This is a genomic window from Paenibacillus wynnii (genome assembly GCF_030812855.1).
In the GTDB taxonomy this organism is placed as follows: domain Bacteria; phylum Bacillota; class Bacilli; order Paenibacillales; family Paenibacillaceae; genus Paenibacillus_AQ; species Paenibacillus_AQ wynnii_A.
Genome location: NZ_JAUSTK010000003.1, coordinates 176,165 through 195,450 on the forward strand (window position 1 = coordinate 176,165; position 19,286 = coordinate 195,450).

The following is a 19,286-nucleotide window of genomic DNA, read 5'->3' on the forward strand; positions in this document are numbered from 1 at the left end:
CCTGTTCTTAAAAAAATGGTTTTATTCATGTCCTTAACACAGCTTTCATATATATGTGTACAACCCCGTCCAAAGGAGCCTGCCCTTATGATCCGTGATTTGCTGTTTCCTGTTATTTATGGTCTAGTTATTTTTTTGGCCGGTATGAAGCTGATGGAGTCCGCAATGTCTAAACTGGCGGGACCCTTGCTGACCAAAGGGATGAACACAGCTACATCCACACCGCTCAAAGGCCTAATCTCCAGCAGCCTGCTGTCAGCTCTCTTACAAAGCAGCACTGCCGTAACGGTTCTGACGATCGGAATGGTCAATGCCGGCCTGCTTACCTATGCACGGACACTGGGCATTATTCTTGGCAGTAACATTGGAACCTGTCTGACCACGGAACTGATAGGGCTTCAAATCAGTGACTATGCCGGACTTCTGCTGGCTTCTTCGCTAATCATGTGGGGTATCGCTGTTATTGCTGATGAGGTTTCGCATTCTCCCAAGAGCCCTGCTTTCTTCGCGAGATTGGCCCAGCCGTTTCAGTTCATTAGTCTAGCGGTGGCCGGTTTCGCTTTGGTACTATGGGGAATCGCGGTGATGCAATCGATTGGCCCCGTTCTTCAGAAAAGCGGACTGTTCAGCTGGTTTCTGAACCACGCAGCTACAAGCATATTATGGGGGCTTGCCGCAGGAGCTTGTCTAACCGCCTTGCTGCATAGCAGCGCAGCGGTTATCGCAATGGCAATGAGCGTGGCTGCTTCGGGGGTCTTGCCCCCTGAGCTCGGTATCGCCATTGTGCTCGGCGCTAACATCGGCACCTGTGTCACAGCGGTCATTGCCTCCATTGGCGGCTCGACCTCCGGGGTTTTCGTTGCCTGGTCTCATGTTGCGCTGAATGTTGGCGGCTCACTTCTGTTCCTGCCCTTTATCCAACCCCTGGAGAAAGTAGCCTCCTGGATCGGTGGGGGTCCAGCCTCAGAAATTGCTCATGCACAGACCATTTTCAATGTAGTTTGCTCCGTCCTAGCTTTGCCGCTTTGCTACCTGCCTATCTGGTCCAAACTGGAGAAGAAACTTCAACAGTAACTGTTCAATGACTGCTCCGTACTCCGACACTTTGCCTATCGCTGTCTTATTATACTTCAATTAGTTCTACAGTTCTAATCCAAAGATGAAATTAAGCGAATGGCCTGATTGCAGATACAAGTTTTGCTACAGATGTTTTGCTTAGAGTCAAAAATACTCAAAACGGCAAAAAAAAGGATCTGCAAACCCGAAGGGTCCTGCAGATCTTTTTATGATTTTTAATGTAATCTACTTCACCGTAACAGAAACAGTAACGGTTTTAGAGCCGAGTTTTCCTTTGATGGAAGCTGTTCCTGGGGCTACTGCTGTGATAACACCTGTGGATGATACCTTGGCAACGGAAGGCTTAGAGCTTGTCCATTCTGCAACCCCTGTAACCACGGAAACAACACCGGTATCAAACTGCGCAGTTACTACTATGGATGAAGCTGCTCCAGGTGCTAATTTAAGCCTGTTTTCACTAACTGTTAGCTTAAGCAACTTAGGAACCACCGTTATTTTGACACTTACAGCAATACCTTGGTAGGAACCAGATAATGTGGAAGTCCCTTCAGCCAATGCCTTAACTGTCGCTCCCTTGACGGAAACCGCAGATGTATTGGAGGATACCCAATTCATAGCACTCGAGAAGTTCGCAGTTTTACCGTTCGAGAAATAACCGGTTACTTTGATGGCTTTAGAGCCTTTGATATTCATTTCCAATGCAGTAGGTTCAACAACCAATTTAACAACCTTTTGTTCAATAATCACAGGAATGCTAATGGTCTTGTTGCCATAGGTACCTTTTAGAGTAGCACTACCTTTCAACAATCCTTTGATCATTTTACCCTTGGATGTTTGCTTGATAACCGCGTTAGAGCCGCTTAATACCCATTGAATGCTATCGGTAACATCCTTTTCCTCTCCGCTCTCCATAACGGCAGTTACCTGAGGAAGTGATTCTTCTACACCAATGACAATCCCGAATGAGTCCTCTGGTCCAATCAGGACAAGAACCTTGTCTTTCACAGTTACCTTCAATTCAACTCGTTGGTCCCGGATGGAGGATCTTCCCGAAGCAATTTCATTACTTTTTATGGTTCCGGTAATTGTAGCAGAACCCGTAGAGGTTTCAACGACAATCTTACCATCCTCTACTTTCGCAATTTCATCATTTGAAGAAGTCCATTCCATTTCACTACTGATGTCTATCTTACTTCCATCAAGCTTAGTACCGCTAACCTTAGGTAAGGTTACAGATTCATTTGTGTACAGCTCATACTCGCTTTTATCAACTACCAAATTCTTGAGTGTAGGATATACTGTAACCTTGAGATCTCTGCTCAAGCCCAAATAATCGATTTTAATCGTTGAAGTACCCACAGATTTAGCAGTAATTCCCTCATAGTCACCGTAGGTTGCTAAAGTTGCCACCATCTGGTTACTTGAATTCCACGTCGCAGATGAAGAAACGTTCTTCGTAGAATTTGCAGCATCTCTTACTTCTGCAGTAGCCTTGATCATTTCATTCATAAACAATGATTGATCTTCCAAAGGTTCAACTAGCAGAGCTTCATAGGGAGCACGAACATAAACATCCACAGATGAGCTAACGCCTAGATACTTCACAGTAATAACTGTTTTACCTGTGGCCAAAACTTTGATTTCGCCTGCTGATACTGTAGCCACTGACGCATTAGAGGATGTCCAAGCTGCTACTGTTGTAGCGAGATTTTCAGAATTATCTAAAGCATCTATAGTCGTAGCTGTAACCTTTAATGGGAGGTCTCCGACCAGCATTTCAAGTTCATTAACCAGAGCAGCTCCCTTTTTGATTACAATAGAGGAATAAGGTAATTTCACCGTTGCTTTGAAGGAGTCTGTTACTCCTTTATATTTGGCAGTGATCGTTGAGGTTCCAGCACCTACTAGGGTCAACTTCCCCTTGGAAACCGTCAATACGCTTCCATCCGAGCTGCTCCACTCCGCAGAATCAGAAACATCCTTAACAGTTGTTGTTGATTGTCCACCCGTTGCATTGGCGATAACTGTAAGGCTGCTGTCTGGGTCACCCAATGTATATTTGCCATCAGAGGAGTAGACCAGATCTAATTTAGTAAAAGGATGAGTCACAGATACTTCTATGGTCGTAACTGCACTATTATATGTAGCTGTAATGACAGCCGAACCGCCATCCAATGGCGTAAGCATTCCACCGGTTACTTTGACCACGCTGTTGTTTGAGGAGGTCCAGACGGCTGATCCTGTTACATCTTTTTTACTAGTTGCTCCTTCAAGTGTTGCCAGAACCTTCAACTGCTTCGGCGTTTGACCGACAACTAAATCTACTTTGGTTGTACTGTCGAAATCAATGGAAAGGGTATCGCCTGTCGCCGCCAATACACTGGACGGAAAAATAGCAGTAGCTAATAGTACAATAATGAGGAGCACTTTCGTCATTGTTCTGTTCATATTCTGTGTCATCATTTCTCTCCTTAGGCTTAATAGGGTCCGGTGGTGATTTCCACACTCTTCCACTTATATCGACATTTACAGTCCAAGTGTGTACCCTATTCTGGGTTCATTTGGAGTTCAGGACTTTCTACCTATGAAATTTCAAGATCTAACAGTGCAAATGCTTTCCGTAAAATATCCAAATTGTTAGCGTAAGCTCTCCCGTTCGCTCTATCCCAAGCCGCTGCTGGTTCATGCCATTCTACAGCACTGATCTCTTCTTCCTGTGCTTTAGTGACACCGCCCTTGGCTTCCACTAAAAAATAATGAACTTCTTTATCCACCTTGCCGTGGACCGGATGATTATACGTATATTTAAGGATATCGAGCGGGGCTTTAATCTCGCCAATCGTGCCTGTCTCCTCCTGAATTTCGCGCAGTGCCGTTTCCTCTACCGTCTCCCCAAACTCCATCTTACCCTTGGGAAGTGATAATTTACCGTAGCGGTCCACAATGAGTTGAATTTCCAGACCCTTGCTACCTGAACGATAAACTACGCCTCCCGCTGAAATCTCTTTATATCCCATACCATACTCCCTTCAAAAAATGCATAAACCTAACAGCAACAAGGACTTCATTCCCCCCCGTGGGAGAATAAAATCCTCGTCGCCTTGCTCTGATAAATATCTTAGCTCACCGTTTGTTCTTGCTGGAAGCCTGAGGTTTCCACGCCTACCAGCTCACCCCGGCATTCGTTTACACCGGCTTCTGTTATTTTAACTTGGCATAACTCGCCTTGGAGCTGATCATCACCCTCGAATAACACCTGCAAGTAGTTATCAGTGAATCCATGCTGAGTAACCCGGCTCGGAGCATCCTTCGCTGATCTTTCCGGAATGACCGTAAGAGTCTTGCCCACAAATTGTTGTGCATAAGACAGCTGCATGTCCTCCGACAGATCAATGAGCTCCTGAACTCTAGCATTCTTAATCTCTTCTTCTATTTGGTTATCCATACGTGCAGCCGGAGTACCGGTACGTTTGGAATACGGGAATACATGCATCTCCGAGAAATTAACAGCCTTCATAAAATCATATCCCGCCCGGAACATCTCGTCGGATTCACCTGGAAAGCCCACAATCACATCTGTAGTGATGCCGACATCCGGCATCGCTTGGCGGATCAGCTGAATTTTGGCAAAATACTCTTCAGTTGTGTACTTCCGCCGCATCGATTTCAGTACATCGTTATGTCCCGCTTGCAGAGGGATATGCAAATGACGGCACATCTTGGAGGAACGGTTCAATACCTCTAGCAGCTTCTCATCGATCTGGCTGGCTTCAATGGAACTGATGCGCACACGTTCCAAACCATCCACTTTATCCAGCTCCCAAAGCAGATCTGATAGCCGGTAATTCTCAAGATCATCACCGTATCCCCCGGTATGAATGCCCGTTAGAACGAACTCTTTATAGCCGGATTCCACCAACTGATGCGCTTGAGCCACGATGCTCTTAGGGTCCCGACTGCGCGACAAGCCGCGCGACCACGGAATAATACAAAACGTACAGAAGTTGTTACAACCATCCTGGATCTTCAGGAAAGCGCGCGTACGATCGGCAAAACCCGGCACATCCATTTCCTCAAACTCACGCGTCTTCATAATGTTGCGAACAGCATTTACGGGTTGGCGTGACTCTTGAATATTCTTCACATGTGTCATAATTTGATCACGGTCCTGATTCCCAATAACCAGATCAACGCCGGGAATATCGAGTATTTCACCGGGTGACGTTTGTGCATAGCAACCGGTAACAGCCACGATGGCCTCTGGATTGCGGCGAACCGCGCGGCGAATCATTTGCCGACTTTTTTTATCCCCGGTGTTTGTTACCGTACAAGTATTAATCAAGTAGACGTCGGCGGCTCCCTCGAAATCAACCTGCTCGTAACCTTCATTTTTGAACAGCTGCCAGATGGCTTCAGTGTCGTAAAAGTTAACTTTACAACCTAAAGTATAAAATGCTACGGATGACATTTCTCAAGCTCCCCCCATTTCACCAGATTCATATAAAATACAGGCCGCGGCAACCATACCCGCTGTCTCACAACGCAGAATGCGGCGTCCCAGGCCGACTGAAATAGCACCGGCTTTCTCTGCTTCAAGACATTCCTGCACACTAAAACCGCCTTCTGGACCCACCACTACAAGAACCGAATGGGACGCTTCTGCAGTGAGCGAGGATACCCAAGGGGCTACCGCACTTCTCAACTGCAATCCTTCTTCCTTCTCATAGCAAAAATAAACTGCACCGTATTCCCCGAACGATTGCAGGAGTTTTTTCCACGAAAGCGGCGGGTGTACCGCCGGAACTCTGTTCCGGTGAGCCTGCTCCGCGGCCTCCTTGGAAATTTTGCGCCACCGTTCCAGTCGTTTGCTCTCTTTGCGTTCGTCGTATTGTACAATGGTCCGCTCGGATAAAAAGGGTACAAAGGCGACCGCACCGATTTCTGTACACTTTTGAATTACCGTCTCCATCTTGTCGCCTTTGGGCAGACTTTGGGCCACTGTAATCTTCAGCGACGCCTCCTGGGTCATATTCAAGCTTTCCAGAACGATTCCCGTAACTTCACCTATTTCAATGAGGGTAATCTCCACTAAGGCTTCACGCGAAATACCGTCACTGACAATAAGCTTGTCCCCTTCTTTACCTCGCATTACTTTGGCTATATGACGGGCATCCTCGCCGTCAATTCTAACTGTATCACCGCTGAACTGTTCCGGTGTAACAAAATACCGCTGCATCCATATCAACACCTTGTATATTATTATTCAGGCGAAAAGGCGACATCCCTGATGTCAGGTACACTGCCGCCTAGTAACCTATTTTTATGAACCGAATTTCATAATACAACGATTTGAACCACCTTGGAAGTCCATTTCACTCTTAAGTGAATAACTGATAGAAGAAATTCACGGAATCTATATACATATAATAAGCCCACGTATATAAAGGAGTTATCGTGTTATCCCGTAGAACTGGAATGAACAAGATCATCAAGAAAATGAATATAGACCACTGCTCAAATTGCTGAAGCTTGCCTCTAATCGAACGGGGAGCTACATCCTCGAAGATCCGGTAACCGTCCAGTGGAGGCAGCGGGATCAGGTTAAAGAAAAACAGGAAATAATTCAGAGATATAAAGGTATAGAAAAAGATCTCCCCTGCTTCCTGAAGCCGGCTAACAGGTATAGGACTCAATGCTCCTGTAGCAAGCAGCACTGCATAAATCAAAGCTCCCAATGTAGCGAGCAGGAGATTACTGATCGGCCCCACCGCAGAAACAATTACACCCATCAGGCGTGGGCGACTGAAGTTCTCCCGATTCACAGGAACGGGTCTCGCCCAACCGAAGCCGGCAAGGAGCAGCAAAACAATACCCATAAAGTCAAAATGCACCGCAGGATTAAGCGTCATGCGTCCCAGCAGACGCGCAGTCGGATCACCGAATTTATTAGCAAAATAAGCGTGGCTGAATTCATGAACGGTAAAAGCAATAAGAATGCTTAGCAGCAAGAAAGGCAGCTGATCAAGCGGAACTCGAATAAAACTCTGTAAGGTATCCATCTCTACCTCTTTCCGGCTGTAAACGCCACCCAATCTTCTTCTCGGGACACCTCAATGATATCGAAGCCCGATTTCGTTAAAGCCTGTTCAACTAGTCCCTCTTTATCCTTATAAATCCCGGATGTAATATATAAACCACCTGGCTGCAGTGCACGATAGACATCATCTGTAAACAGCACAATAATTTCCGCCAAAATATTAGCTACCACAATCTTCACAGGAAGGGTAACACCAAGGCTGTCTTGTGACACAGGCTCGTTATGGGAACTGGAATCAGACAACACATGACCGGGTCTGGCCGATGGCCACATGTCCCCTGCAGCTGAATCCGCCGCACCCTCCCCGCCTAACAGTGATAATAGATCGCTTTCTTTGACCGTTATTCGATCCTCTAAACGGTTTAGCTGTACATTCTCCCGCGCACTTTCTACAGCAACCGGATCAAGATCCAGAGCAAGCACAGATTTGGCACCGAGCAGCATCGCTCCTACAGCCAAAATACCCGATCCTGTACCGACATCAATAACTTCCTCACCGCCGGTAATGTTCTTCTCCAACGCCCGAAGACATAAAGCGGTCGTAGGATGTGTGCCCGTACCAAACGCCATACCGGGGTCCAATTCAATAATAGCTTCATCCGGATGTGTTGGTGTGTATTCCTCCCAGGTTGGCTTGATGGTCAAGCGCTCTGATACGCGTAGCGGTTTGAAGTATTGCTTCCATGCATGGGCCCACTCGTCCTCATCAACCGTTTGCCAGGAAATTAATGCTTTGCCGGGATTAATGCCAAACCCGCGAAGTTCCTCGACACGAGGAGCAAACTCAGCTATAACCTCTTCCATTGAAACGGATTCGGAATAATAACCTTTGATAACAGCCTCACCCTCTGGGATATCATTCAGAGGCTGATCGTATAATTCGCCGTAGCGTGTGTCTCTTACTTTATTGAGCGTTCCGGATTCCTCGATGGAAACACCGCCCGCACCTGCTTCGTACATCAGATTAGATATCATCTCTTGCGCTTCCTCAGTTGTATGTATCGTCAGTTCATGCCATAACATTGTTTATGAAATCCTCCTTAAAATTGTGACCATTAGCTATTATAACATTTTGTTCCGGCAAAAGCAGTCCAGTGTGTGGTCGTCTACCATCCCGGTAGCTTGCATATACGCATAACAAATGGTCGAACCGACAAACTTCATGCCTTTCTTCTTGAGAGCATTGCTCATAGCATCCGACTCCGGGGTGGTCACAGGAACATCAGCTTTCGTGGCCCAGTGATTAACAATCGGAGCACCGCCTACAAAGCTCCACATAAAATCGGCGAAGCTGCCCTCTTCTATGCCTATTTGCTGATAGATTTCCGCATTTCGAATAATCGCTTTTATTTTCAAGCGGTTTCTAATAATCCCTGGATCCTTCATCAGTTCAGTAAACTTCTCTTCATCATAAAGTACAATCTTCGCCGGATCAAATCCATCAAAAACAACTCGATAGCGATCCCGTTTCTTAAGAATCGTATACCAGCTGAGCCCGGCCTGCATTCCTTCCAGCATCAAAAGCTCGAACAGCTTTTTATTATCATAAAGGGGCTTACCCCATTCCTCATCGTGGTAGGATTGATATATAGGATCTTCATTTACCCAAGAGCATCTTGTTATGTTCATCGTTGCGGCTTCCTTTTGATTTATTTTCACCTTACAGATTCTTCAGCTTATAGAATTCCCCGTTCATCGCCAGAAGCTCGTCGTACGTCCCCACTTCTACGATCCGACCCTTCTTCATAACGACAATACGGTCAGCATTACGCACGGTAGACAGGCGATGGGCAACGATAAAGGTGGTACGTCCGGTCATCAGTTGCTCAATCGCTCCCTGAACATGCCGCTCAGACACATTGTCCAGCGCAGAGGTTGCCTCATCCAGAATAATAATCCGAGGATTACGAACCAGAGCACGAGCGATGGCGATCCGTTGGCGCTGTCCGCCGGATAGGCGACCCCCATGTTCCCCAATCGAAGTGTCCAGCCCTTCAGGCAGACCGTCAATAACATCCTGCAGATTTGCCATATATACAGCCTGCTGAATCTGCTCATCCGAGATGTTGGGCAGACCGTAGGAAATATTTTCACGGATCGTACCTGAGAATAAAATATTATTTTGCAAAACAATGGCCAATGATTGCCGATATTTTTTCATGCTGAGCTCTTCCATAGGTACTCCATCTATCCGAATGACACCCTTCTGAGGTTTATAAAAGCCGATAATCAGACTAAGAATCGTTGATTTACCGGAACCTGATTCTCCAACAAACGCAATTCGTTCTCCGACTTTCACCTTAAGGCTGAAATGATCCAGAACATGCTTATCCGACTCCTTATAACGGAACGAGACATTGTCGAATGTGAACGCTCCCTTAAAAGCTTCAGGTTTCGTACGTCCCTTATACTCCTCCGTATCCGAGGACAGCAGAACTTCCGTCACTGAATGCAGGGATTCCATTCCTTTAACCAGGTTCGGGTAGACATTAAGAATAGAACTGACAGAGCCGATGATCATATTAAAAAAGCCCTGATACATTACAATATCACCGATCTCCATGTAATCCAGATGCACCAGATAGGCGGTAAAGAACAAACAACCTACCTGAAAAAGTTGAAATACAACCCAGCTGGAGGAGCCAAAATAGGCTTCCAGCACGTCAAGACGATGCCCACGTTCCCGAATATCCTGTAGGGCAGCATCGACCTTCCGTATTTCTACATCCTCTAGTCCGTGTGCCCGGGTTACAGGGATCATTTCCACGGTTTCTGATACTTTGCCGGACATAGCCTCAATATTCTTGCGAACCTCGCGGTTGCGGCTGGACATTTTATTACGGAACACTCTGACTAAGTAGATGGAAGCCGGTGCCATTAGTACAAAAAATAATGCAACAATCCAGCTATGGTAAAGGGTGAGTCCTATGATCACTATCAGGTTGATCGCCGCTGGAATGATCGTCATCATCATTTGCCGGGACAGGAAATCAATAGCCTCCACATCACGCAGAACCTTGGATTGCAATCTTCCAGCATTCATATCACCGTGATAGCTTAGGGAAAGCTGCTGCAGTTTTCGAACAAGTGTACTCCGCAACCCAGCTTCCACATGCCTAACCGCTTGGCTGATATAGCTGATGTGAAGCGTATGGGTCGGTATATTTTGCAAGATGAATAGGATAATAACGATCAGATTAAGCCAAAACTCACCCATCGTATGACGCTCGGGATAGCTGACAATGTTGATGATGTTAGCCGTAACAAGCGGCAGCAGCCATACGGGTGAAGCCTTGAGCATGTAATAAAAGGCTGAAAGCCCTACCTTTCGACCATGATCCTTAAACAAACGCGTCAACAGTGCGAAAGGATTGACTTTGGCACTTTGATTATTCTCTTCCTGGAACCATTTCATATAGTCCAGTGTTATTTCTGGTTTTGCCATGTTATCCACCCGCTTTTTAGACTATAATTCAAATCATTAGTCAGTATAGAACGGTAAGTGAGATTGGGCTATAACATATTCGGTCTTATTTCCACTTATCCTTAACATAATCGGACTGAAAGGAGAGATCAGACTGTGACTACTCTCAAGGCAAACCATATTACATTTCCGCACATCCGGCCCGACATTTGCCTATATGCGCCCCATTTACGGTCTGTTCCTTCGGGGTGGACCTGCGGGAAGCATCTTCACCATATGATGTTCGAATTTCTACTTGTGCTTGAGGGAAGGCTTACTGCTTTTCATGGAAATGTTGAGCATGAGCTGGAAGCCGGGGATCTTGTACTCATATCACCGATGCATCTTCACGGATACGAGGTTGTACATTCGGAGGGTGCCTCATTCTTTGACGGTCATATTATCATTGAGGATGAAGTTTTATTGCATCTGTTTGAGAACGAGAACCTGGCCTTTTATTCTAAATCCCATCCATTAAATGAAGCGCTGCAGCCTTGGATAAAAGAGTTGATGGAGGTTTTGCAGGACAGCCCCCTGCGCCCGACCAAAGTCATGCTGGATGTTCTTCACATTATTGAAGCGATCCATTCCTATTTCAAGGAAAAAGCGGCCCAAAAAGGCCCTGCGCAACAGCGAGAACCTGCTTATCTAATTGCCAAGGAAATTGAGAAATTGATGCGAAAACCTACTGCATCTACTCTAATGGAAGAAACTTCTGCTTCTTTCTCGGATGCGGATGAAGGATCTGGCCTAGGGAGCAATTGGCTGGAGGAAATATCACGGCAACTCAACATCAGCTCAAGACACTGTCACCGTTTATTCCGACAGGCTTATAGAATGTCACCACGCCAGTATCTAATGATCCTGAAGCAGCAGGAAGCCATGCAGCTGTTGGCTAGCAGCAATGAAACGATTGAAAATATCGCCTATAGATTAGGTTACATCAACGTTCAAAGCTTCAGTCGCCAGTTCGCCGCCTGGGTGGGGTGCACGCCGGGTGCTTTTCGAAAAAACACCCCAGAAACTATTAACTATTTGATTTCATTGCCGCAGAGTAAATAGGATCATGTTCGTAGCACGCTCATGGTAGCGTCAAGGAGTTTGTATATGAGAGTAGAAGTATCTCCTCGGGTATACGCGAAAAATACGGCAAATCGTTTACCTACATGGGTTTCAAAACTATATAGTTGCACAACTTACTCTTATAGTTCTCCCTTAGCACACTTTAGGGGGTTTAATTGCACTTTATACACTTATTTTTGGGTATTCCGGGGTTTATCCGGCCTATTCGGGTTTTTAGTTGCACAAAGTACATCTATCCATACATCCGAGCGCCAAAAGCTAGAAATAAGTGTATAAAATGCATCTATTTCACTGACTGCCTTCGAGAAAATACTCATCGGCCGATCATGGGGAATCAGATGTACTTTTACATTATAATTCGCTCAAATGGCCGGTTTCGAAGGAGTCAGTGGAATCGGCCCTGCCACCACATACCTAAAAACCGCACCATCCTACGATAACAATCCGTAGAGATGGTGCGGTTTTTCTTTTAATCAAGTCGTTCTTATTCAAGCTTACTTGGTTACCTTCCCTTCATTCCGCGCTCTTAGCAAAGTATGCCGGTTCATCCGTATGAAATGTGCTTCCGCCAGACTTCTGCCAAGCAGTTCCTCATCTACGCCCAGCTCCTCAATGGTAGAGGGTCCATGAACGGTTCTCAGCAGCTCACGTATCCGTTCAGGCTGGGGAAGGTTGCTGATTTCCTTACGAACTTCTTCCCATAGAGCGCCTTCCAGCACCATACTTTTCGCCAATTCATGATACAACGCTGAAATCTCCGCGCACGCCACGCCTACTTTAGCACCATGAAGTAACTGTCTTCTCCCTGTGCGAATGTACTCCATCTCCCAATAATGAGACAGGTGATGCTCTGCACCGGACGCGGAGTGGGATTGTCCGAACAAAAGTATCGCCAGGCCGGACTCGATCAAGGCTTCAGTCAGTACGGATATCCCTCGCTCAGTACGATTCCCGATTTCTTCGGCGTAATCAACACAGGCCAACAGCGCTTGTTCGGTGATTTTAGCAACTACCGGGGAATAAGGCTCCTCCGCCGTCAAACGTCCGTACTTCCAATCGAACAAGGATGTATATTTGCCCAGCATATCTCCGAACCCAGCAGCAATCATCGCCGTAGGAGCCTCCCGCAAAATATCCGTATCCGCAAAAATAGCAACTGGACCCGCCGCTGGTATCGTAATCTTGTTGCCCCGGATGATTAGCGGCGATCCATTCGAGGTAAATCCATCTACGGACGGAGCCGTGGGTACGGAGACAAACGGAACACTTGCGCTATAAGCTGCATACCTGGCAACATCATGAAGCGTACCGGAGCCTACGACGATAACGGCATCGGATTTATTTTGCTGTATGGACAAAAGCACCTGAACCACCGACGCCTCATCTGCAATAACATCACCCTGAGAATTAGGCAGGACGATTGTTATAGGGAGAGGACTCCCTAAATTAGCATATTCCTGCTCCAAGCTCTTACCGGCAACCGTAAAGGTATACTCATCAGCAACTAACAGCGGAACCTGCCATCCTTTTTCCTTCACGTATGGAATAACTTGATTCACTGCACCCGGTTCTACGACAATCACTTGCGGAAGGGCTGAGGCTGCCCCGCCTTCCAACTCTGCTGCCGCTGCTTGTATTCTCTCTAATATTTGGGTCATGTAACTGATTCCTCCCTTTATAAAGGAAGAAACGGCTGTACCGCACTCTAACTCAAGGGCGGTACCCGTTTCTTCTTCAATGACTATTAAATTAAGCAAGCTTCCAAGCGATATCATTCAGACGCAGCTCATTGCGGAAAGCGCGGGTATTCGTATCTTTATCGATAACTACACACTCCATGCCCACCATTTCAGCAAAGTCCAGCAGTTGTTCGGTAGTCACTACATACGAGAACCCTGTATGATGCGCGCCGCCGGCAAGAATCCAGGCTTCCACGCCTTCTTTTAGGCTTGGCTGTACTTTCCAGAGCACACGAGCAACTGGCAGGTTTGGCATAGCTTCCTCCGGTTCCACACCTTCTACTTCATTTACAAGCAGTCGGAATCGGTTGCCCATATCAATAATGGATGCGTTAAGCGCAGCACCTGAACGTCCGTTGAACACCATACGGGCCGGATCTTCTTTGCCCCCGATACCCAGTGGATGCACTTCGAGCTTCGGTTTGTCCACAGCAATGGTCGGGCAGATTTCAAGCATATGTGAACCAAGAACCAGCTCATTCGCAGGATCTAAATGATACGTGTAATCTTCCATAAAGGACGTGCCTTTATTGCTGGCAATAATCTTCATCAAGCGAACGAGTGCAGCCGTTTTCCAGTCCCCTTCACCTGCGAAGCCATAACCTTGCTCCATGAGGCGTTGAACCGCAAGACCCGGAAGCTGCTTCAATCCGTGCAAATCTTCAAAGGTAGTAATGAATGCCGTATAGCCGCCCTCTTCGAGGAAGCTTTTCAGACCGATTTCGATACGAGCCTGGTAACGGATGGATTCACGGACAGGACCGTCATTCTCTCCACCTTGTGCAAAATCATAAGCTTCAGCATATTCAGCCATCAGATCATCCACTTGAGCTTCGGTAACTGCATCCACCCGTGCTACCAAGTCACCGACACCGTATCCATCAACGGTCCAACCCAGCTTAATTTGCGCTTCAACCTTGTCTCCTTCAGTTACAGCAACGGAACGCATATTGTCTCCGAATCGAGCTACCTTCAGGGTTTGGCTTTCATTAAAAGCAACCGAAGTATTCATCCAGCCGCTGATGCGTGATCTTACTTCAACGTCTTCCCAGTAGCCAACTACCACTTTACGTGCAATTCCCATACGGGCACCGATGAAACCATATTCACGGTCACCATGTGCGGATTGGTTGGTATTCATGAAATCCATATCAATGGAATCCCATGGAATATCACGGTTGAACTGGGTAGCCAAGTGCAGAAGCGGCTTACGCAGCTGGGCCAGGCCGGAGATCCACATTTTAGCAGGGGAAAAGGTGTGCATCCAGGTGATGATACCGGCACATGCTTCGTCACTGTTAGCGGCAATTGCCATTTTACGAATTTCGTCAGCTGTGGTCAGAACCGGTTTGAACACAATTTCAAAAGGAACGCTCGCATCTGCATTCAAACCTGCCGTAATTTGCTGTGAATGTTCGTTTACTTCTTGAATGGTTTCCGGGCCGTACAAATGCTGACTGCCTGTTACGAACCAAAACTGATAAGGTTTAATAGTTAACATATAATTTCCTCCTAATATATGAGTGTTCTAATGAATGAATTATGAGTTAGTGAATGGTTGAAAATATTATTGTGTCGCTTCTTCTTTAATCGCTTTAAGATGCTTCATGACATTGTTCTCTCCGCGGCCAAAATAATCATGCAATCTGGAGTATTCCTGGAACAGTTTTTCGTAGACAGCTACGTTTTCAGGAATTGGCAGATAGGACTCTTCACGAACGCGAGCCATTTTCTCAGCGGCATCCACGATGGAATCATATCCGCCTTTCTCCGAGCCTGCTGCAACTGCACCGAACATCGCTGCACCTAGTGCAGGAGTTTGCTTGGAAGCTGCAACCTTGATTTCACGATTCGTAACATCTGCATAGATTTGCATGAGCAGACGGTTCTTTTGCGGAAGACCGCCGCAGGCATACAGTACATCTACAGCTACACCGTTCGAGTGGAATGCATCTACGATTTTACGAGTACCAAAGGCAGTAGCTTCCAGCAGTGTACGATAGATTTCTTCCGGCTTAGTTAAAAGAGTACAGCCCAGCAAAAGGCCTGTAAGATTCGTATCTACAAGTACAGAACGGTTACCATTCCACCAGTCGAGTGCCAACAGTCCGGTTTGGCCCGGGTTGTAAGCAGCCGCCCGCTTCTCCAGCCATTCATGTACGTTTACGCCTTCTTCAGCTGCAGCTTTGGTTACATAAGATGGAACAGCTTCTTCAACATACCATTCAAAAATGTCGCCTACCGCTGATTGACCCGCTTCATATCCAAAGTAGCCCGGGATAATGCCGTCTTCTACCACACCGCACATACCTTCAACTTCACGCTCAGTATCGCCAAGCAGCATGTGGCAGATGGATGTACCCATAGCCATAACGAGTTTACCCGGTGTTACCACACCTACCGCAGGTACAGCTGCATGCGCATCCACGTTACCGACAGCTACGGCAGTTCCGGCTACTAAGCCAATCATTTCAGCCATTTCCGGGGTCAGCTCTCCAGCTTTCGTTCCGAGTGGAGCAATTTCACCGCGCAGTTTGGTTTCGGTTAGATTTTCAAGACGAGGATCCAGCGCTTTAAAAAACTCCTTGTCAGGGTAACCGTCAGCCTTATGCCAAATCGCTTTATAACCTGCTGTGCAGCTATTGCGAACAATGTTGCCTGTCATTTGCGAAATAACCCAATCTGTTGCTTCAAGGAATTGATCTGCAGCCTCATAAATCTCAGGAGCTTCATTCAGGGTCTGCCATACCTTTGCCATCATCCACTCGGAGGAGATTTTGCCTCCATAACGAGGAAGCCATTTCTCGCCGCGCTCCGCAGCGATCCGGTTAATCTCATTAGCTTCATCCTGCGCAGCATGGTGCTTCCACAGCTTGGTCCAGCTATGTGGATTTTCCTGATATTCCGGCAGCAAGCACAGCGGCTCGCCTTTCTCATTCACCGGCAGCATGGTACACGCTGTAAAATCAATACCCAACCCTACAACATCAGCAGGATCGATACCTGATTCACGGATAACCTCAGGAACAGAACGTTTTAATACCTCTATATAATCTGCCGGGTGTTGCAGCGCCCAGTCATATTCCAGCTTCTGTCCGGTACCCGGCAAAAACTCATCAATAACGTGATGCGGGTAAGGGGTCACATGGTCGGCAACTTCTGTACCGTCCGCCAAATCAACCAGCACAGCGCGTCCGGATTGCGTTCCATAATCGACACCGATTGCATATTTTTTGCTCATGTGTGAATTCTCCTTTTATATAAAATTAGCTTTGTCCGTAGTAGGCATTAACTCCGTGCTTGCGAAGGAAGTGACGGTCCAGCAGGTGCTGGCTCATCGGCTGTAAATTAGGATTCAACTGATAGCTTTGGGTAGCCATTTTAGCTACTTCCTCAAGTACAACTGCATTATGAACCGCAGTATGAGCGTCCTTGCCCCAGTTGAACGGAGCGTGACAGTGTACAAGCACGCCCGGAATTCGATCCGGATCTAGATTCGCAAAAGTCTCAACGATGACATTTCCCGTCTCAAGCTCATAAGCACCTTTAATTTCGGCTTCTGTCATTGCCCGTGTGCAAGGCACCTCACCATAGTAATAATCGGCATGAGTGGTACCCAGAGCAGGAATACCTCTACCTGCTTGCGCCCAGCCTGTCGCCCAAGGTGAATGGGTATGCACAATTCCTCCGATATTAGGAAAAGCCTTGTATAACACCAGGTGTGTAGCTGTATCAGAGGATGGTCTATAGCTGCCTTCAACGACATTCCCGTCCAAATCGAGTACCACCATATCATCACGGGTCAGTTTATCGTACTCCACGCCGCTCGGTTTAATCACAACAAGTCCCTTTTCGCGGTCAATACCGCTCACATTACCCCATGTAAACGTTACCAAGTTGTATCGGGGTAAGTCTAGATTTGCTTCCAATACCTCTTGCTTTAACTGCTCTAACATTCGTAATCCTCCCTATGCGTTAGGTATGAATCCTGTTTTACTTTGCTACCTCATTATACACTTGTACGTACATTTAATCTATAGTTTTTTAGAAAATGATAAATAGGTACATACAAACTAACCCTTTTTTTAAAAAAGGGCTATCCCTTAAGCCATGAATAGCTGCTTGGGACACCCCTTGTTTTGGCGTTGGATAGACAGTTGCGCTTGTGAGGACGCTCCACGAACGGACCGTTGCTCCAATCGCTGCCCAGTCCAGATTTTATTTATTCCCCTTAGCGGTGAAAATCCGGACACAGCTTATGCTTTCGAAGCTAGTTTTCCTTCGGAAAACTTTCGGGCGAACGCTATCGCTTTTCCACAATCATTCCGTTCTCTCCGCTGTTTAAGTGGGAAAGGTATCTACAATTCTTCCAAAATCACAAAAAGAAATCGCCCTTTCGTAAAATGGAAGTGTCGAGCAACCATTTCAAAATAAAGGAGCGATTTCTTTGTACATCTAAAATACCTTGGACCAACAGGAGAATTCCTACTCTGCTGTCGTTTTACGGTTTTAAAAACAAAAGAACTGTCCCATTCGTAGAAAATTCTACTTATGGAACAGCCTCTTTCATTATTTGTATGGCTAACATTCTTTTATACGGTTACAAAAGACTTCGTGGAGCCGCGAATGATAAGCTCCGGCTTATAAATAATGTCCTTCGGCGCCTCCGGCGTCCGCTTCTCCATCATATCGATAAGCATACTGGCCGCCTGCACTCCCATTTCCATCTTGGGATGGCTCAGCGTGGTCATTTTGACCTCAGTCGCCGTCGCCAGAGATGAGTCATCGAAGCCGATAATAGACAAATCATCCGGTACACTAAGTCCCGTCTGACGGGCCGCTTCAAGCAGAAGCACCGCCAATTCGTCATTATAGCAGACGAAAGCTGTAGGTCGCTGCTGCTGTTGAAGCATGGTTAGCGCAGCCTTGTAGGGCACGGTATGCTTCTCCTCTGTGGTGTAGTGCGTAATCGTATCCTTGCCTAAGGGCAGGCGATGTTTATGAAATGCCCTTGTAAAACCTTTTAGCCGATTGGCGCCCTGTAGATCATCCGTTTTGAAGAATCCGGCAATGTCCCGATGACCGAGCTCCATAAGATGTTCTGCTGCCATAAATCCGCCGGCTTCGTCATCCAGCTTCAAGCAAGGACAATGAAGCTCAGGGTAGCGTTCATTGATCATGATGAATGGTATTCTATGAATTTCGAGGGACAGGTACAAGTTAAGATTCGGGTTGCCCTGCGCGCTCTTGGTAGGTTCAATAATAAGGCCTTTGAACGGCTGGCTCAGCATAAGCTCCAGATTCTCCCGTTCTTTATCCTTGTCATTGTCTGTGCTCGACAGCATCATGCTGTACCCGCCGCTGCGCAGCTGGGCCTCAGCTCCCCGGACGATATGGGGGAATATATAATCCGAGATATGTGTGGTCATCATCCCGATCATATTGCTCTGCTGCAAGGGCCGTGTATCCTGCCGGGCGACAAAAGTCCCTTTACCCTGCAGCCGATACAGTCTGCCCTCTTTCTCCAATTGCCCCAGCGCTTGGCGCACCGTTTGTCTGCTCATGCCGAACTGAGCGGCAATCTCATGCTCCGAAGGCGTCTGGTCATCCGGCTTCAGCACCCCTGATTCAATCCAGGACAGCAGCTCCAGCTTTAACTGCATATATTTAGGTTTTGGTTTGTCAGTCATGTAAATACACCTCAGGCTACTGAAATAGAAGTAATACAAGTTATTATAACATAAGCCACTTGTATGTACATGTTAATCTTTTAGGAATAACAAAAGAGCCCACTCCCGTATTCAAATCCTTGGTGAGCAGACTCTTT

15 protein-coding genes are annotated in these 19,286 nt (G+C 46.8%); 2 read left to right on the forward strand and 13 right to left on the reverse strand.

Annotated elements, in window-relative coordinates:
* Window positions 1-87: 87 nt before the first annotated feature.
* Window positions 88-1,074, forward strand: coding sequence for a Na/Pi cotransporter family protein (locus J2T20_RS04785; protein WP_307586096.1), 987 nt, complete (start codon window positions 88-90; stop codon window positions 1,072-1,074).
* 228 nt (window positions 1,075-1,302) lie between these two features.
* On the opposite strand, the gene J2T20_RS04790 is transcribed toward J2T20_RS04785, so the two are convergent.
* The 8 genes from J2T20_RS04790 to J2T20_RS04825 all read right to left on the reverse strand — a co-directional run bounded on the left by J2T20_RS04790 (window position 1,303) and on the right by J2T20_RS04825 (window position 10,619).
* Window positions 1,303-3,540, reverse strand: a complete 2,238-nt coding sequence (locus tag J2T20_RS04790) for a hypothetical protein (protein ID WP_307586098.1) — start codon at window positions 3,538-3,540, stop codon at window positions 1,303-1,305.
* Window positions 3,541-3,659: 119 nt separating this feature from the next.
* The gene (locus J2T20_RS04795; RefSeq protein WP_307586099.1) at window positions 3,660-4,094 is read right to left on the reverse strand and encodes an NUDIX hydrolase; all 435 of its coding nucleotides are present in this window, start codon (window positions 4,092-4,094) and stop codon (window positions 3,660-3,662) included.
* 101 nt (window positions 4,095-4,195) lie between these two features.
* Entirely contained in the window at window positions 4,196-5,545 is a 1,350-nt protein-coding gene (gene mtaB, locus J2T20_RS04800; protein WP_307586100.1) for a tRNA (N(6)-L-threonylcarbamoyladenosine(37)-C(2))-methylthiotransferase MtaB, read from the reverse strand.
* A gap of 3 nt (window positions 5,546-5,548) precedes the next feature.
* On the reverse strand, window positions 5,549-6,313 hold the full coding sequence (locus tag J2T20_RS04805; protein WP_307586101.1) for an RsmE family RNA methyltransferase: 765 nt from the start codon (window positions 6,311-6,313) through the stop codon (window positions 5,549-5,551).
* Window positions 6,314-6,455: 142 nt separating this feature from the next.
* Window positions 6,456-7,136, reverse strand: coding sequence for a site-2 protease family protein (locus J2T20_RS04810; protein WP_307586103.1), 681 nt, complete (start codon window positions 7,134-7,136; stop codon window positions 6,456-6,458).
* A gap of 2 nt (window positions 7,137-7,138) precedes the next feature.
* On the reverse strand, window positions 7,139-8,197 hold the full coding sequence (gene prmA / locus J2T20_RS04815; RefSeq protein ID WP_307586105.1) for a 50S ribosomal protein L11 methyltransferase: 1,059 nt from the start codon (window positions 8,195-8,197) through the stop codon (window positions 7,139-7,141).
* Window positions 8,198-8,236: 39 nt separating this feature from the next.
* On the reverse strand, window positions 8,237-8,803 hold the full coding sequence (locus J2T20_RS04820) for a DNA-3-methyladenine glycosylase I (RefSeq protein ID WP_307586107.1): 567 nt from the start codon (window positions 8,801-8,803) through the stop codon (window positions 8,237-8,239).
* Window positions 8,804-8,834: 31 nt separating this feature from the next.
* Window positions 8,835-10,619: an ABC transporter ATP-binding protein gene (locus J2T20_RS04825; RefSeq protein WP_307586109.1), complete on the reverse strand. Its 1,785-nt coding sequence runs from the start codon at window positions 10,617-10,619 to the stop codon at window positions 8,835-8,837.
* Window positions 10,620-10,754: 135 nt separating this feature from the next.
* Between J2T20_RS04825 and J2T20_RS04830 the strand changes: the two genes are divergently transcribed.
* A complete protein-coding gene (locus tag J2T20_RS04830; protein ID WP_307586111.1) occupies window positions 10,755-11,699 on the forward strand; it encodes a helix-turn-helix domain-containing protein in 945 nt (314 codons plus the stop codon).
* A gap of 515 nt (window positions 11,700-12,214) precedes the next feature.
* Here J2T20_RS04830 and J2T20_RS04835 read toward each other — a convergent pair.
* From J2T20_RS04835 to J2T20_RS04855, 5 genes are all read right to left on the reverse strand, one after another.
* Complete coding sequence (locus J2T20_RS04835) at window positions 12,215-13,378, reverse strand: sn-glycerol-1-phosphate dehydrogenase (RefSeq protein WP_307586113.1); 1,164 nt, start codon at window positions 13,376-13,378, stop codon at window positions 12,215-12,217.
* Between the two features lie 91 nt (window positions 13,379-13,469).
* Complete coding sequence (araA, locus tag J2T20_RS04840; protein WP_307586115.1) at window positions 13,470-14,960, reverse strand: L-arabinose isomerase; 1,491 nt, start codon at window positions 14,958-14,960, stop codon at window positions 13,470-13,472.
* 66 nt (window positions 14,961-15,026) lie between these two features.
* On the reverse strand, window positions 15,027-16,700 hold the full coding sequence (locus J2T20_RS04845; RefSeq protein WP_307586117.1) for a ribulokinase: 1,674 nt from the start codon (window positions 16,698-16,700) through the stop codon (window positions 15,027-15,029).
* Window positions 16,701-16,725: 25 nt separating this feature from the next.
* Window positions 16,726-17,415, reverse strand: coding sequence for an L-ribulose-5-phosphate 4-epimerase (gene araD / locus J2T20_RS04850; RefSeq protein WP_307586119.1), 690 nt, complete (start codon window positions 17,413-17,415; stop codon window positions 16,726-16,728).
* 636 nt (window positions 17,416-18,051) lie between these two features.
* Window positions 18,052-19,149 carry a GntR family transcriptional regulator gene (locus J2T20_RS04855; protein ID WP_307586121.1) on the reverse strand — a complete coding sequence of 366 codons (1,098 nt, stop codon included), beginning with the start codon at window positions 19,147-19,149 and terminating at the stop codon, window positions 18,052-18,054.
* Between the last annotated feature and the right edge of the window lie 137 nt (window positions 19,150-19,286).

Bases quoted from the DNA above. Each gene is read 5' to 3' on its own strand.
- J2T20_RS04785 (WP_307586096.1), top strand. From the start codon at position 88: ATGATCCGTGATTTGCTGTTTCCTGTTATTTATGGTCTAGTTATTTTT.
- J2T20_RS04790 (WP_307586098.1), bottom strand. From the start codon at position 3,540: ATGATGACACAGAATATGAACAGAACAATGACGAAAGTGCTCCTCATT.
- J2T20_RS04795 (WP_307586099.1), bottom strand. From the start codon at position 4,094: ATGGGATATAAAGAGATTTCAGCGGGAGGCGTAGTTTATCGTTCAGGT.
- mtaB (WP_307586100.1), bottom strand. From the start codon at position 5,545: ATGTCATCCGTAGCATTTTATACTTTAGGTTGTAAAGTTAACTTTTAC.
- J2T20_RS04805 (WP_307586101.1), bottom strand. From the start codon at position 6,313: ATGCAGCGGTATTTTGTTACACCGGAACAGTTCAGCGGTGATACAGTT.
- J2T20_RS04810 (WP_307586103.1), bottom strand. From the start codon at position 7,136: ATGGATACCTTACAGAGTTTTATTCGAGTTCCGCTTGATCAGCTGCCT.
- prmA (WP_307586105.1), bottom strand. From the start codon at position 8,197: ATGTTATGGCATGAACTGACGATACATACAACTGAGGAAGCGCAAGAG.
- J2T20_RS04820 (WP_307586107.1), bottom strand. From the start codon at position 8,803: ATGAACATAACAAGATGCTCTTGGGTAAATGAAGATCCTATATATCAA.
- J2T20_RS04825 (WP_307586109.1), bottom strand. From the start codon at position 10,619: ATGGCAAAACCAGAAATAACACTGGACTATATGAAATGGTTCCAGGAA.
- J2T20_RS04835 (WP_307586113.1), bottom strand. From the start codon at position 13,378: ATGACCCAAATATTAGAGAGAATACAAGCAGCGGCAGCAGAGTTGGAA.
- araA (WP_307586115.1), bottom strand. From the start codon at position 14,960: ATGTTAACTATTAAACCTTATCAGTTTTGGTTCGTAACAGGCAGTCAG.
- J2T20_RS04845 (WP_307586117.1), bottom strand. From the start codon at position 16,700: ATGAGCAAAAAATATGCAATCGGTGTCGATTATGGAACGCAATCCGGA.
- araD (WP_307586119.1), bottom strand. From the start codon at position 17,415: ATGTTAGAGCAGTTAAAGCAAGAGGTATTGGAAGCAAATCTAGACTTA.
- J2T20_RS04855 (WP_307586121.1), bottom strand. From the start codon at position 19,149: ATGACTGACAAACCAAAACCTAAATATATGCAGTTAAAGCTGGAGCTG.